The following is a 14,393-nucleotide window of genomic DNA, read 5'->3' as shown; positions in this document are numbered from 1 at the left end:
AGTTCCACCTCGACAACGATATTCATACCTAACAGGCAGCAGACGAATAGATTATAGATGCGTCAGGGCACGGCGGCAAACGCGGTGACCTTGCAGGCCAGCGTGTCTACGACAAAGACCTGGCCCTCTGCGCTGACGGCAATGCCCAACGGTTTGCGGAATTGACCCGGCCCATTACCCTCTGCGCCAAATTGGCCCACGGGCGCGCCGTCCGGCGCAAGGACGACGACGCGGAAGCTCTCTGGATCGGTCGCGTACAGCCGGCCATCGCGGCCAGTTGCCAGATGCGGACCTTCAAGCGTACCAGCGGAGGTCAAGCTAACAGACTTGACGATGGTTCCATCGGCCGCCAGGTGCCACAGGATGCCGTTTGTTGCTTCGGCCACCCAGATATCGCCGCCTGGGCCGGTGGCTACATCGGTGGGCTGCCCCTGGCCGATCGGCGGTTCATCCCGGCCGCCAATCTGCGACAGCTTCTTGCCGGCCTGATCGAGTTTGAGGATGCGAACGCCGCCGGTGTCGGCCACCCACAGGCCGCCCTGACCGTCAACCCACAGGCCGCGCGGGCGGTAGAAGGTGTTCTCAACCCCAAACGCGGCTGCAAACTGACCGTCAGGCGAGAAGCGCTGCATGCGCTGCTGCACGGCGTCGAGAACAACCAATGTACCGTCGGGTGAAACGCCCAGGTCGAACGGTTCCAGGAACTGTCCATCGCCCTCGCCCTCACGACCCCAGGCGGTAATGAACTTCCCAGCCTTATCGAGCTTGACGATGCGGCGGTTGCCTGCGTCGGCCACGTAGACATTGCCTTGGGCATCCACGGCCACGCCGCGCGGCTCGTTGAACTGCCCGTTGCCCGCGCCGCATGCGCCCGTTTGCCACAGCACCGTGGCAGCCAGATCAGGTAAATTGCCCAGTTTGCCGGCTGCGGCGGCTGGCGGCTGCGTTACGACGCCCGACTGCTCGCCCCCGGCGGCCGGCTCCTCCACGCTGGGCGGCTCGATCGGTTTCGGGGCTGGCGGTGCGGGCAGCACGATGTTGGTCGGCATGGCATCCTGGATCGGGAACAGATAGATGGATGGCACAATCTCTTTGGCGCCGCCAGGCGGCTGCCACCAGAGTTGCAAATCGCGCGAGCCGCCAATCTGCCAATACTTGACCTCGATGTCGTGGAAACCCTGCTCCAGGAAGATGCTGCCTTCGCGATACTCCGAACCGTGGGAGCCGCCGTTGTCTGCGACCAACGCGCCGTTGATGAAGACCTGCGCGCCGTCGTCCGCACGCGTGCCAAAGATGTACTGGCCGCTCTGCGGCGCGGCGATTTTCCCGCGCCAGACGATGCTGAACGGTTCCGGCAGCACCGGGTTCGCCAAGACGAAGATGTCGTGCTGAACCCGCGCCGGCTGACCGCTGGCGTCGCCGTTGGGATAATAGTAGCCGATCAGCCCGCTGTTGGCAATCTCCAGGGCGTAAAGTGCGTCCGCGGGCACCAGTCCCAGCTGAATGCCAGGCCCGCTCCAGGCCAGGCGTACACGGCCCGGCTGGCTGCCGCTGTTGTAGGTCAGCGCAATGCCCTGGAAACCGCCGGGGAGGGTGACTGTCATGGCCTGCGTGCGCTGGCTGTCGGCCTCTTTGATCTGCAGCAGCGGCTTGTCGTTGATCCACAGCTCGGCCGCGCCGTCGGCGGTCAGTTCATAAGTATACTCGCCGTAACCGCCGCCAGTATACAGGGCGCCTTGCCAGCGCACGCTGAAGGGCGCCTGCAGCGGCGGTGCGGTGGTCCGCCAGTCAAAATCAATCGGCGCGTCGCGGCGCTCAATCGTGGGCGCGCCGTCGGTGCTGGCGCCAGGGTAGAAGCGCGCAATCAGGCCGCGGCCCTGCGCCACGGCCGCGGCCGGCACGCGATAACTGACAAAAAGCGAGGCGCCAAAGGGATCGCGGTGATAATCGGCGACGCCGCCGGGGTAGATCTGCTGCATGAGCGGCACCAGGCGCTGATCGAGCGCCTCCATCACATAGACCACATCGCGATCCGCCTGGATATCGCGCAGCGGCAGGTGTTCGGCCAGGTTGAGCAGGGTGTAGGGCCGGCGCCGGCTAATCAACTCCACGGCGGAATGGCGCTCGAAGGCGGGTGACAGATAGACCTGCGCGTTGGGAGGCAGGTCGCGCAGGTATTGGCCGATGGCCGCCTCCGACGCGCTGAACGCGCGCCAAACCGACGGGTCCTTGGCCTGCTTGTTGAAGAAGGTGTCCGCGTTGACCGCGCCGACATACAGCACGAGAGCCAGCAGGGCCAGCAGGAAAGGCTGGCCGGCCCGCTGCAGCGTGCGGGTGCGCGCCGGCTCGGTCTTGGGCAGCCGCCACGCGGTCAGATAGGCATCCCAGGCGCGGTCGAGCACCAGGCCCACGAGCAGGAAGATGACGGGCAGAAGGCCAATGGGGCGACGGGCAGTGGGCGCCTCATGCGCCACGGAGAGCACGGCCACGCTGCCCACGACGATAATCCAGGTGAAGCTGAGGAAGGGCAGCGGCCGCCACAGATGGCGCAGCATGTAAGCCAGGCCCAGGATGACCAGCGCGCCGACGACGGCGTCGAGCAGCGGTGCGCCCGGCAGATTGTTGAGCGCGGCCAGGTCGCCGCGCCAATGAAACGACCACAGGACCTTGTCCAGGTTGTCCCACAGCGGCTTGAGCGAACCGCCGGCGTTCTCGATGTCGTTGAACACCGAGATGTGGCGCGTGCGGCCGATGAACACGGACCAGTGCTGAATGATATAGACGCCCAGCGGCGCCGCGCCGACGATGCCGCCAGCGGCCATAACCAATCCACCTTCGACGATCTCGCGCCACTGCCGCCAATGCGTCACCAGCCAGTAGAGGAGAAAGATGCCGACCACGAAGGGCACGACGCGGAACGCGGTGTAGGTGTTCATGCCCAGGGCCAGCATCAGCCCGGTCCAGGCCCAATCACGGCGGCGACCATAGCGCACGGCGCGGATCAAGAAAAGGAAGAGAAGACTCTCGACCAGCGGCACCATGATCAACTCGTAGACGATGCGGCTGAAGGTCAGGTGCCAGCGGCTGACGGCAAAAAGGGCCGTGGTCGGCAGGGCAATGCGCCAGTCGAACAGCTCGCGCGCCAGGAAATAGAAGGCCAGCAGGCTGGCGGTAGCCACGATCGCCGACACCAGGCGCATCTGCGTTACGCCTACGCCGGCCAGTTTGAACATCAGGGCAATCAGGTACGTGAAGAGCGTGGCCTGGCCTTCGTTCGTCTCGGCGTAGGGCGTATACGGCCGGCCATTCAGCCACTTGAGCGCGTCCATGCCGTTGTTGCACTCGTCCGATTGGCAGCCGTTGGGGAAGGTGTTGATCTGGTAGACACGCAAGAAAAATGCGACCGCAAGCAGAATGATCAGCGCGATGATTTCCGGCCTGGCAAGCCACGTGCGCAGCGCGGCTGCGAACGACCGCCGCGCACCCGGCGCCGGATTGGGCGTGGTCACGACCGGCGTCGGGATCGCTTCCTGGGCCGGGGCTACTTCGAGCGCGTCTGGCGGCTCGGCAGCGGCTGGTGTTGCCTCAGCGAGCACAGGCGCAACAGCCGGTGCAGGCAGGTCGCGTCCGTTGGGCCAGGCGCCGACGATGAACAGAGGAATGCTGATGAGCCACAAGGTCAACGGCAGCCCCGTGAACTGCAGATCGCCCGGCGGCGCCTGCCAGAAGAGGGCAATGGCGGCCGCGGCCAGGATGACGCTGAGAATGGTCAGGCCAAAAGCCCAGCGCGGCCAATCCCGCGGCCCCGGTCGCGCGCTCAGGTCAGGCCACGGCGCGAGCGGGCGGGCGACCAGCGCCATGATGAGGCCGGCCAGCAAGAACAGGAGCAAGGCATCCCGTCGCGGGTCGGCCTGTGGACTGCGCAGCATGGAAACGCCGAGCAGCGCGATGATAAAAGCCAGTAGAATAATGCCGATTTTGCGCATATGACCAATCGCTGGGGGAAGAAAAAGGTGGTTATTTGGCAAACTGTGCGCCTATTTTAGCACAGAGTAGGTCTGCTGCCAATCAGGCTTGGGGGGTCAAAATCAAGCGTCATGCGCGTTCCATGCTCAGCGCCGGAATGGCCGCGTGAATCGCTGCGTGGGCGAGGCCGGGGTGCAGCGGTCATTTCTCTTTGACAAATCAGGTGACAGGCTGTAGACTCATGGCCATGATCGAGTCACGATCCTACCCGCGGCTGATGGGGCGAGGTGGCGTTCCCTGGGCGATGTGTTGCGCCACGATGACTTCCAGTCGGCTTGGTTCAAGTGGCGCCAGAAAAGCGGTGATGATCTGGCCCCTGGCGCACTTAATAGCGTCCTGAAGCAGGCACAGCTTGCGAAGGGACGGACGGAAACAGGTGAGTAAAGATGCATCGCTTCTTGGTTGTGATCGAAAAAGCGCACGGAAACTACTCGGCATATTCGCCCGATTTACCTGGCTGCGTGGCGACCGGCAAGACCCGCGACCAAGTCGCGCGCAATATGCATGAAGCCATTGATATGCATGTGCGCGGGTTGCTCGAAGACAAACAGCCGGTACCCCAGTCGCACTCATTTGCGGAGTACATCGCCATACCCGCATAAAGTCAACTGTATTAGGTAGGGCTGTGGGCGGCCAGGGTTCGGGGGCACGGGCCTACAGGTGGTTCCAGCCGACCGCCTACCGTGGGCGGTCGTGGGCGGTATGTCGTCCATCAGGCGGCGGCTGAACCCTGTGCCGTTAGACGCACGGGGGCACGCTCGACCGGCAGAGTCGCGTGGCATGAGGGAAGCGAGCGACTTGGCAGCGCCAGACAATGTGATCTCGGGGCCATTCTACCACGGCACGAAGGCCGACCTGAAGCCGGGAGATCTGATCAGTCCCGGATACCGCTCCAACTACGGTCACGCCGAACGCACGAGCCCCCGAGTCTATATGACCGCGACCTTGTCGCCTCTGGGAGCCGAACTAGCTATTGAGTCGTGTGTGGCGGCGGAACCTGCAACTCGTGCGCGGAGTGCTCACCGATACCGAGCCGAAATCCGCCGCCGGCTGGCCGGTTTATTATTGGGAGAAGAAGCCGCCCGTAAAGTGGATAGAGAAATCAGCCATGCAAAATGAACCACATACGTTCAGACATTGAGGCCGTCGAAAAAAACACGGCTCTCTACGACGAAAAGCGCTTCGTCAGCCGCGTCGAAGCCATAGATTTCATCGAGTTCAACGTCATTGATCGGATTGAGGGACTGCTGCAAACGAACCATGCGTCTGCAGAACTGGCCGCATGGAAAGAGGCGGCGGAGAGCGTCAAGCGCCGACTGGAAGCCATTGATCACGCCCTATTTCAACGGCTGCGCGCAGACATCCGCATGGGTGGTTGCACCGGAACAACATTCAAGACTCTGGTTGAAGACTACGTCAGGCCTGACGCAAGCGGCCGCCGCCAACAAGATGGGAGCGGCTATGATAGCCTGGATCTGTTCATCAATGGCTTGCTGCTCACGCAGGCTCTCCCGTCCGAGACAAAATCGAGGGAGCCAGAGATGGTGTATTATCAACAGACTCCAGCCCGAATCATTTTTGAGCTGGCGGAGAAAGCTCAGCTCACGGAAGACGATGCCTTCTACGATTTGGGTTCGGGCTTGGGTCACGTTCCCATCCTGCTGAACCTGCTCAGCGGCGCGACGGCCAAAGGCATCGAATTCGAGCCAGCGTATTGCGATTATGCGCGCGCGTGTGCGGCAGACCTCAACCTGCCACGCGTCGAGTTCATCAACGCCGACGCACGCGCCGCCGATTACGCCGCAGGAACGGTTTTCTTCATGTACACGCCCTTTCGGGGTCGCATCCTGCAAGACGTGTTGGCCAAGCTGCGGGGAGAATCACAAAGCAGAAGGATCAGGCTCTTCACGTATGGGCCTTGCACCTCTCACATATCCGAGCAAAGTTGGCTGATGCGTATAGACCAACATGCGGATTACCCCTACAAACTCGGCGTCTTCAGCAGTCGTTGAAGATCGGAGATCGAACGCGCGCCTCGCTAGCGCAGATCAACAACAATGACGATCTTTGACTTGCTTTTCATCGTGATTGTCGTTGCATCCCTTGCCATGCTGGCCGTGGTGATCGCCACCGCCCTGCGCGGCCGCGGCCGCCAAGCCGTCAGGCTGCTGGCTGCGCTTGGCGTTTGCCTGGCGCTCTATCTTGGCGTCATCGCGCTGGTTGCGCTGGCTTCACCGCCGCGCGTCATGGCGCTTGGGCAAGATCGGTGTTTCGATGATTGGTGCGTTGCCGTGGAGGATATCGCGCGCGTTGAGTTGTTAAAGGGGACGGAGCTCACGGTCACTTTGCGTGTGTCCAATCGCGCGCGCAGAGCGCCGCAACGCGAAAACGGCGTCGTTGTCGCCGTGCTGGATGAGGAGGGGCAACGGTTTGAAGCGGCCGCGCCGCGCGAGGAAGCGCCGTTCAGCGTCTTGCTACAGCCTGGTGAAGCGGTCACGGTGACGCGGACGTTCGACGTATCTGGCGCGTCCGGCCGACTCAACCTCGTCGTGGAACATGCGGGTTTCAGCCGATTTCCGGGTATGTTCATCATCGGAGACGATTCGAGCCTGCTTCACAAGCCCACCATCGTGCATCTGCCCTGACAATGCCCACCACCGGCGCCGTCAGCGCCTGGGAATTCCAAATGTTGCACACATCCAACCACAAAGAACACATGCGGGTGTGGGTGAACACAAAGAAAAGGCAGCTCAGGTGCAAATGGGCGGCTCCTTTGCGTTCTTTGTGATCTCTGTGGTCAAAAACCAGGCCAGATTTGGAACTACTGGTCAGCGCCGGTCAACAGCCGGTTCTCAGGACCAGGTCACTTGCCCATGCGCGCCGCGCACAACCGTGGACACAAGCAAGCAATGCGCAGCAATGCGCGGCGATCCGCGTTCATCCGCGGCCTATTCTCAGCTCAGTCGAGCGCATCCTGACACAGCCGATCGAGCGCGGTTTGATCCAAGAAACCGTCGGCCGCGGAGGTGACGCCGATTTTGTAAGCGGCGAAGACGACGGCCTGGCGCAGCGCGTGGTACGGATCACCGGTGCGCACGAAACCGTGCACAAAGGCAGAAAAAAGCGCGTCGCCGGCCCCAATGGTGCTGACCACCGGCCGCACGGACGCCGCTGGAAAACGGCCGACAAACCGATCGCGCTGGACTGCCAGCAGCGCGCCCTGCGCGCCCAGGCCGATCACCAACACCTGCGGCGCGTAGCGCGCCATGATTTCGGCCGCCCAGGCTTCCGGCGGCATGGGCAGCAGTTCATCGCTCATGAACAGCACATCGGCTGCGGCCATGAAATCCTGGTTGTAGTCATCGTCCAGCCGGCTGATGGTGTGCACGTCGGTGGCAACCAGGCGTCCGGCCGCCCGCGCCCGGCGCAGGAACTGGCGCGAGAAGTTGATGTTGCACAGGACCGTCGCGTCGCAGCCGGCCAGCGCGGCATCGAAACTCTCCTCTGGATAGACCTGCTCCTGGATATTCTTCAGATCCACATGAATCTGGCGCTTGCCGCTGGGGTCGGACAAGATCACCGACTGCGCGGTGGTGGGCAGCGCGCTCAGAATCAAATCAGCGGAGATGCCTGCCTGCGCCAGGGTCGCGCGCACCATGGCCCCAGCCAGGTCCTGTCCAATCAGGGATAGGAAACGCACGTCGTGACCGAGCGTCTTGATCGCCTTGCTCACATTGAAGCCAACGCCGGACACGCTGCTGTTGACGCCAAAAAAGGGATAGCGGACTGGCGCATAGGCCAATGGAAAGCCGTCAACCTTGAGCGTGGTCTCGATGTTGATGAGGCCGGAGACTAGAATCCGCGACATGGTTCTCCTCGTACATAAGAGCGGAGACCGGAGGTTGGAGACCGGAGACCGAGTTGGCGCGTCGTGATTGTACCGGCTGAAACCACAGACTCACTCCCAATCTCTGATCTCCAATCTCTGATCCCTAATCTATGATCTCCATCACGGCCACAACACGCTTGGCGGCACGACCTGGCGCGGACCGTTGGGCGGCTGCCACCACAGTTCCAGGGCCTTGCCGCCCCCACGCTGAAAATGATCTACGCGGATGGCATGGCGACCCGCGGTCAGTGAAACAGTAGCATTGAACTCGTTGGCGGTGTCCGGCTGCAGGGCTTCGCCGACCACCTTGCCATCCAGCCAAAGACGCACGCCGTCATCGCCGTTGACGCTGAAGAAGTAACTGCCATCCACCGGCGCTTCCAATTCGCCGCTGAAGCTGTCGCTGAACGGCCCTGCCCACGGCTCGTTCTCGGCCCAGGCGAACAGTACAAGCGGAGAGATGACGGTAAAGGCAGGCGGCCCAGTCCAGTTTTCCGTGCTATAGTATGTGCCCACCAGGCCATGCTGCGGCAGGCCAATGCCGAACAGAACCTCCGCGGGCACGAGCTGTTCGCCTTGTCCGGCCTGCGTCCAATAGAGCGCGGCGCGGCCAGCAGAGGCGGGATCGGCCTGGGTAATGCGCAGCGCGTGCAGGCCCTTGCCCAACAGGCGTGCGCCTGTCCAGGTCTGGCCGTCCACGTCAATCTGCAGATTGCCGTCGCTGCGAAAGTCTACCTGGTCGGTGTGCGGCATGCGCAGGCTGCCTGTCCAGGTGACGGGGGCGACCGGCGCGCCGGCCGGCCAATCCTGCGGCCACGTAAAGTTGATCTGGCTATCGCGCCGCGCCACGCCGCCATAGTCGCCGTTGAGACCATGCAGAGCCGCAATTTCACCGCCTGGCACGTTGACGCTGAGATACAGGGGTTGTCCGCGTGGGCCGGTGACCATGTGTGACGTTGTGCCGGGGTAGTACACCGTAAACAACTCCATCAAGTCCTGGTAGTGCGTGTCAAGCAAGAAGAGCGCATCCTGACCGGACAGCGAAGGCAGCGGAAGGTCATCCACCGGCTGCGCCATCAGATAGGGCTTCTGGCTCAAACCGCCTCCGCCCTCGCTGGGCGCACGATAGGTCAAGAAGATGAGCGGCGAAAAGTAGAAAAGACGCGGCGCCAGGTAGAGCGTGTGCGTAGACAGTTTGCTCTGCACTTCACGCGCCACCGCGGTCTCCACCGGCGAGAAGGCCTGCCACACCGTGTCGTCGTGCGCCTGGCGGTCGAAGAAGACAGTGTAATTCGCATAGGCGGCGAAGGCGAGCAGCGCCGCGGGCGCCAGGAGAGTCAGCCACGCCCACCGGCTCCATGGAGTCAGCGGCGATGCGCCCGGCGCGTGGTCAGAAGACCGCGCCCAGCCACGATCCAAAGCGCTGCGCAGCACGACCCAACCGCGCGCAAGCATGTCGCCGGCCAGAATGGCGACGGCCGGCACGACGCCGATGGTGCGAAAAGCCTGCGGGCCTTCGATCAACGAGGAGAGCACGCCGCCGGCCAGCGTAACGGGTATCCAGATCAGCAGTAGGCCATAGCGGTGATCGAAAACGCGCCAAAGGCCATAGCCGAAGCCGATCAGCAGCAGCGCGCCCGTGACGGGGTCCACCATAGGCGCGCCCGGCAGATTGTGGCGGGGATTGGTATCCCCGCGCACGGTGAACATCTCCGCATGGCGGCGCAGATTTTCCCACAACGGCTGGTAGGAGCCAGCCTGTTTGACATCATTGAAGATGCTGACCTGCTGCGAGCGGTTGAGAAACGTGAAGGGGTTGCGGCTGTAGTGGACGGCCAGCGGCGAGAAGGTCATCAGGTAGAGCAAGGCCATCAGCGCCAGGCCCACGCCCATGCGCCAAAAGCCGCGCTGCACAAGCAGGCGGTAAAGGACATAGAGCGCCACGGCGACCACGGCCATGCGAATCGCCAGGTAGCTGTACATGCCGAGGCCGAGAAAGAGGCCGGCCAGGGCAAAGTCGAGCAGGCGCCGATTCTTGGCCGCGCGCACCAGGAAGAGAACACAAAGCACCTGGAAAAGCGGCGTGGAGACTTCGATCCAGCCCCAGCGGCTCATGTTGATGTGCCAGCGATTGAAAGCCATGAAGGCCATCGCCGCGAGGGCTGATGGAACGCCAAAGAGCGTCCGCGCCAGCGGATAGACCGCCAGTACGGTCAGCACAGCCGGCACGATGGATGCAAGAACCAGCGCCAACCAGGTGGTGCCCAGCAGCTTGAACATGCCCAGCATGAAATAGACATACATGGTCGGGATTTCGTACCAACTGGTGCCAAACGGCGAGGCCTGACGGCCCTCCAGCACCGCCAGGGCATCGAGGGCCCCGTTGGTCTGATCAATGAAGATGCCGGGCGGCATCGTGGTCAAGCGATAGACGCGAAAGAAGATCGCCACCAGGGCCAGGAGCGCGACCAACGCCAGCTCGAGATAGGGCAGGCGGCGATACCAGGCTGAATGCTGAATGCTGAATGCTGAACGCTGAACGCCCGTTTCATCGGTCAGCGCGTCCGGCGAAACACTGCCGCCCGGCCCGTGGGTCAGCGCGTCCGGCTGGCGGCGCTGCATCAAGCCGATGCCGAGCAAGGCCAGGAGCAGGCTGGCAGTCCAGGCGACCGTCGCGGGGATGTCGTAGACCTTTTCATACAGGGTCAAATTGGCCCAGACGTTGGCGCCGATGCCAACCAACAAAAACGCCAGGCCAATCAGCAGCGGCCAGCGCCCGGCCCAGCCCCAGGTATGGCGCGGGGCTGGTTCGCTGAACAACCCGCGGGCGATCTTCAGCGAAAGCCCGGCCGTGCGCGAGTAAGCAAATGCTGCCAGCACGGCGGCCCCTGCCATCCACAGCCAGCCATCGGCCGTGTAGGGCGGGGTTGCAAACGAACGTAAGCCTTGCCAGGCCAGAACGGCTGCGGCCAGCAGTGCAAGCAGTTGGGACAATCTTATACCTCGTTCATCATTCAATTGACCGCCGGGAAGAGCATGACCCGGTGCGAATCGGGATCGGCTACGAACAATTGGCCCTGGGCGTCAACCGCAATGCCGGTGGGCAGCGTCATTTCGTTGGCCTGATTGCCGTATTGGCCGAAAACGGCGATGAACTTGCCCTGGTCATCGAACACAATCACCCGGTAGTATTCGGGGTCGGTCACGTAGACGCGGCGTCCGTTCGGCGTCTCCGCCACGGCCAGGTACGGCTTGTTGACCACAGATTGGCTAGGCCAGCCGGCCACGGCCCACTGCCGCAGATACTTGAAGTCCTTGCTGAAGACCTGCACCCTCTTGTTCCAGGTGTCGGCGACGTAGATGTTGCCGTCCTTGTCAATGGCCAGACCAACCGGCTCATCCAGGGCGCCGTCCACCAACCCCGCGCCGCCGAACTGGTTAATGGCTGCGCCATCAGGCGTAAAGACTTGCACACGCTTGTTGCCTGTGTCAGTCACATAGACGCGACCCTGACTGTCCACGGCCACCGCGCGCGGCCCCCAGAAGACGCCCTGCTGACCCAACTGGCCGTCGGTGACGCCGTTGGTTCCCCAGGTGGTGACAAACTTGCCATCGGCCGTGAACTTCTGAATGCGATGATTCCAGGTGTCGCAGACGTAGACAAACTGGCCGTCAGGCGCCACAGCCACGCCCCACGGTTCATTGAACTGGCCGTTGCCTGCGCCCTGACTGCCCCACTGCCGCACGAAGTTGCCGCCGGCGTCGAACTGCTGGATGCGGTGATTGCCGGTGTCGGCCACATACAGAGAACCGTCGGGCGCCACGGCCACATTGCGCGGAGAGCGGAATTGGCCGTCAGCCTGACCTTCGACGCCGCCCAACTGTCGCAGCGACGTTACCTGGCGCACGCCCTTTTCGTAGGGATCCACCTCGGTCGTGGTGTCGGTGATATTACTGCTGGCGGCGACGGCGCCGTATTGCCAAATGGAGGTCACCACATCTTTGCGCACATACATCGAGAAGCGATGCACGGGATCCCATTGGCTAAGGGGCTGCGTGTACTTGCGATACCAAAGCACGTCCCACACGACCTTGACCTGCGCCGGATCGCGCAGACCGTCGCGAATACGCTGCCAGGTCAGGCCAAAGTAGGTCTGCTTGGGCCACCACACCAGGCGGTAATTGTAGCGCACATAGCGACTGCCCAGGTACGGCTTGACCTTGTCCTCGTTCTTGTCGCCCACCAGAACAACCGGCGCGTCGAGCGCATCACGGTTAGGCGAAGCGCCGTAGAAGGTGCGATTGGGGTACTCGCGCAGATACCATTCGAGCGGCCAGGTCGAGTCATCGTCGTACGCGACCTTGATCTGCTTACCGCCCACTGTGCGTTCAGAGATCTGTGCGATCTCGTTCATGGCGCGCTTGATGTCCGGCGTACCGTGCGCGTAGACCAGCAGTTCCGTCGCGTCGTCATAGGTGATGTAGTTGAACATGTAGCTGACGCGCACAGTCCACAGGCCAAGCGCCAACACGACTGCCAGGAAGAGCGTCTGCCCGGCGCGTTGACGACCCAGGCGGCGAATCCAGCCAACGGCAAACCAGGCCAGGACAAGCAGCATGATCAGCGCAGCCACCCATTGCAATGTCGCGCTGAGGCCGGGGATGCTGACGCTCTGGAAAGGACTGGTCTGGGCGAGTGAAACCAGGGCGAATCCGATCACCGGTATGGAAAGCAGCAGCCACAGTCCTCCCTGGCTGCGCCAGGCGCTCCAGTCAATGCGCTCCAACACGCGGCCGGCCCACCAACCGCCCATCAGGGTCATGGGCAACGCAATGTACACAGTCAACCACGGCATCTTCTCGCCCGCCCAGGTCAGCCCGGCAAAGGCTCCCAGGAACCACCAAATGTTGAAGAGGGTGAAGAGAGATTGGAAGTTCGAGATCGGAGACTGGAGACTGGAGACCGGAGACTGGACATCCGAGGGTGGAGACAGGAGTTCGGAGGCCGGAGATTCAGGCGCGACCTTGACGCGACGCGCCGATCTCTGGTCTCTGTTCTCTACGTCGTGGTCTTTGCCTTCCTCTTTCGACTTCAGGCTTTGGGCTTTGGCATTTGCCGTGACTCTGCGCAGCAAGAAGCGCCAGCCGCGGCTCGTGATGAAAGCCACGATGCCCCCCAGGGTGAGGAAAAGGGGTAAAAATTCATACATGGGGGTTGTCAGGAGATAATAGTACCAGGGTTGGCCGCCGCGCGCGACCTCTTGCTGCGCCAGCCAATAGCCGAGCGAGCCAATCGCGCCGGTGGCAATACCCTGACCATTGGTGAAGAAAGTCGTGAAGAGCAAGATGTAGATCACATAGAACAGGCCCGCGCTGATGAGCCAACGCACGCGCCCCCACAGAAAGCCAACCACACCGGCCGCAACCAACATCAGCACGAAAACGCCCAAAGAGCGGATGTAACCGGTTTGGCTGTAATCCTGCGGATCCCAGCCAAACATGCGAATGATAAAGGCCGAGAAAAGGGGCGCGGCGATTGTCAACAGCCACATCACCACGTCAAGGGCCGGGTGCGAATGGAGGCGTTCGCCGACACCGCGACCGGCCAGAAACAGCGCCGTGGCTAACAGCGCCACGCCCAGGAAAAAGACAATCGCGGCTGTCGGCTCGACGACGCCAACTTCGCCTTTGGTCACCGTATAGAAACTGTAAAGGGCCGCGACCGCGCTGGCGGCCAGGGCGACAAAGAAGGGAATCTTCAGCCCATTCTGTGACCATGCGTCACGCGCAATGTCCAACAGGGCGTACAGCAGGAAAAACCCGATGAAAAGTCCGGCGAAGATATAGGAGATCTCCATCGAAGAGAACATGAACGCGTAGGGAACCATCATCACGATCAGGTACTTCGGCTCGCGTGTGTCGAAGTAGCGGAAGATCATCAGCACAAGCCAAACCAGGAACAAGAGCATAAACGGCTCGTCGCGGATATAGCGGGTGTAATAGAGAATCGCCGGGGAAATCGCGCACATCGTGGCGGCCAGGAAAGCGCCTACGCGGCCCAGGTAGGCGCGGAAGAACCAAAGCAGCCAGACGGTCAAAACACCGGCGACGGCGGCTGGTAAGCGCCCAACTGCATCGTTGACGCCGAAGAGGGCGTAGGCCAACGCGTTGATATGAAAGCGAAACGGGCCGTGCATCATCGGCTGATGCTGATAGCCCTGGCCGTCAAACAGCTTCCACGAGTAAAGCACGTGCAGGCTTTCATCATGGCTCATCGCGCGCACCCCCAGCATGTAGAAGTGCGTCACCACGGCCAGGATCAGGAGCAAGACCCACACGGTCTTCTCGAAATTCCAGTTAAAGCGCTTCACAAATGGCGTATCCAAGCGTTCTGTTATGTCTATGTTTTGCATCTCACCCTCGACTCTCGTTCCATAAGGCATCCAGGCTGTCGCCAGCGTTCGGCCATCCAAACACA

8 protein-coding genes are annotated in these 14,393 nt (G+C 62.2%); 4 read left to right on the top strand and 4 right to left on the bottom strand.

Translation table 11 applies throughout. The annotated features are described in order from the left end of the window. Positions 1-62: 62 nt before the first annotated feature. Positions 63-4,028: a PA14 domain-containing protein gene (locus tag ACPQ6D_RS17935; RefSeq protein WP_423225724.1), complete on the bottom strand. Its 3,966-nt coding sequence runs from the start codon at positions 4,026-4,028 to the stop codon at positions 63-65. A gap of 384 nt (positions 4,029-4,412) precedes the next feature. Here ACPQ6D_RS17935 and ACPQ6D_RS17930 point away from each other — a divergent pair, with 384 nt between their 5' ends. From ACPQ6D_RS17930 to ACPQ6D_RS17915, 4 genes are all read left to right on the top strand, one after another. Beyond that, positions 4,413-4,628 carry a type II toxin-antitoxin system HicB family antitoxin gene (locus ACPQ6D_RS17930; RefSeq protein WP_423225723.1) on the top strand — a complete coding sequence of 72 codons (216 nt, stop codon included), beginning with the start codon at positions 4,413-4,415 and terminating at the stop codon, positions 4,626-4,628. 100 nt (positions 4,629-4,728) lie between these two features. Next, the gene (locus tag ACPQ6D_RS17925) at positions 4,729-5,145 is read left to right on the top strand and encodes an NAD(+)--rifampin ADP-ribosyltransferase (protein ID WP_423225722.1); all 417 of its coding nucleotides are present in this window, start codon (positions 4,729-4,731) and stop codon (positions 5,143-5,145) included. Next, positions 5,142-6,038 carry a hypothetical protein gene (locus tag ACPQ6D_RS17920; RefSeq protein WP_423225721.1) on the top strand — a complete coding sequence of 299 codons (897 nt, stop codon included), beginning with the start codon at positions 5,142-5,144 and terminating at the stop codon, positions 6,036-6,038. The genes ACPQ6D_RS17925 and ACPQ6D_RS17920 overlap by 4 nt, the downstream gene beginning before the upstream one ends. Positions 6,039-6,083: 45 nt before the next feature. Further along, complete coding sequence (locus ACPQ6D_RS17915) at positions 6,084-6,671, top strand: hypothetical protein (RefSeq protein WP_423225720.1); 588 nt, start codon at positions 6,084-6,086, stop codon at positions 6,669-6,671. Between the two features lie 314 nt (positions 6,672-6,985). Here the strand turns inward: ACPQ6D_RS17915 and ACPQ6D_RS17910 are convergent, their stop codons facing one another. The 3 genes from ACPQ6D_RS17910 to ACPQ6D_RS17900 all read right to left on the bottom strand — a co-directional run bounded on the left by ACPQ6D_RS17910 (position 6,986) and on the right by ACPQ6D_RS17900 (position 14,328). Next, complete coding sequence (locus tag ACPQ6D_RS17910; RefSeq protein WP_423225719.1) at positions 6,986-7,894, bottom strand: carbohydrate kinase family protein; 909 nt, start codon at positions 7,892-7,894, stop codon at positions 6,986-6,988. A gap of 141 nt (positions 7,895-8,035) precedes the next feature. After that, positions 8,036-10,909, bottom strand: a complete 2,874-nt coding sequence (locus tag ACPQ6D_RS17905; protein ID WP_423225718.1) for a PA14 domain-containing protein — start codon at positions 10,907-10,909, stop codon at positions 8,036-8,038. A gap of 20 nt (positions 10,910-10,929) precedes the next feature. Beyond that, the gene (locus ACPQ6D_RS17900) at positions 10,930-14,328 is read right to left on the bottom strand and encodes a flippase activity-associated protein Agl23 (protein ID WP_423225717.1); all 3,399 of its coding nucleotides are present in this window, start codon (positions 14,326-14,328) and stop codon (positions 10,930-10,932) included. Positions 14,329-14,393 lie beyond the last annotated feature (65 nt).

This window comes from Candidatus Amarolinea aalborgensis (assembly GCF_900491745.1).
Taxonomy (GTDB): Bacteria; Chloroflexota; Anaerolineae; order SSC4; family Amarolineaceae; genus Amarolinea; species Amarolinea aalborgensis.
The sequence above is the reverse complement of the archived record's forward strand: the minus strand, read 5'-3'. Positions and strand labels throughout refer to the sequence as shown.

Coding starts and splice junctions, on each gene's coding strand:
- ACPQ6D_RS17930 (WP_423225723.1), top strand. CDS start 4,413: ATGCATCGCTTCTTGGTTGTGATCGAAAAAGCGCACGGAAACTACTCG.
- ACPQ6D_RS17925 (WP_423225722.1), top strand. CDS start 4,729: ATGTCGTCCATCAGGCGGCGGCTGAACCCTGTGCCGTTAGACGCACGG.
- ACPQ6D_RS17920 (WP_423225721.1), top strand. CDS start 5,142: ATGAACCACATACGTTCAGACATTGAGGCCGTCGAAAAAAACACGGCT.
- ACPQ6D_RS17915 (WP_423225720.1), top strand. CDS start 6,084: ATGACGATCTTTGACTTGCTTTTCATCGTGATTGTCGTTGCATCCCTT.
- ACPQ6D_RS17910 (WP_423225719.1), bottom strand. CDS start 7,894: ATGTCGCGGATTCTAGTCTCCGGCCTCATCAACATCGAGACCACGCTC.
- ACPQ6D_RS17900 (WP_423225717.1), bottom strand. CDS start 14,328: ATGCAAAACATAGACATAACAGAACGCTTGGATACGCCATTTGTGAAG.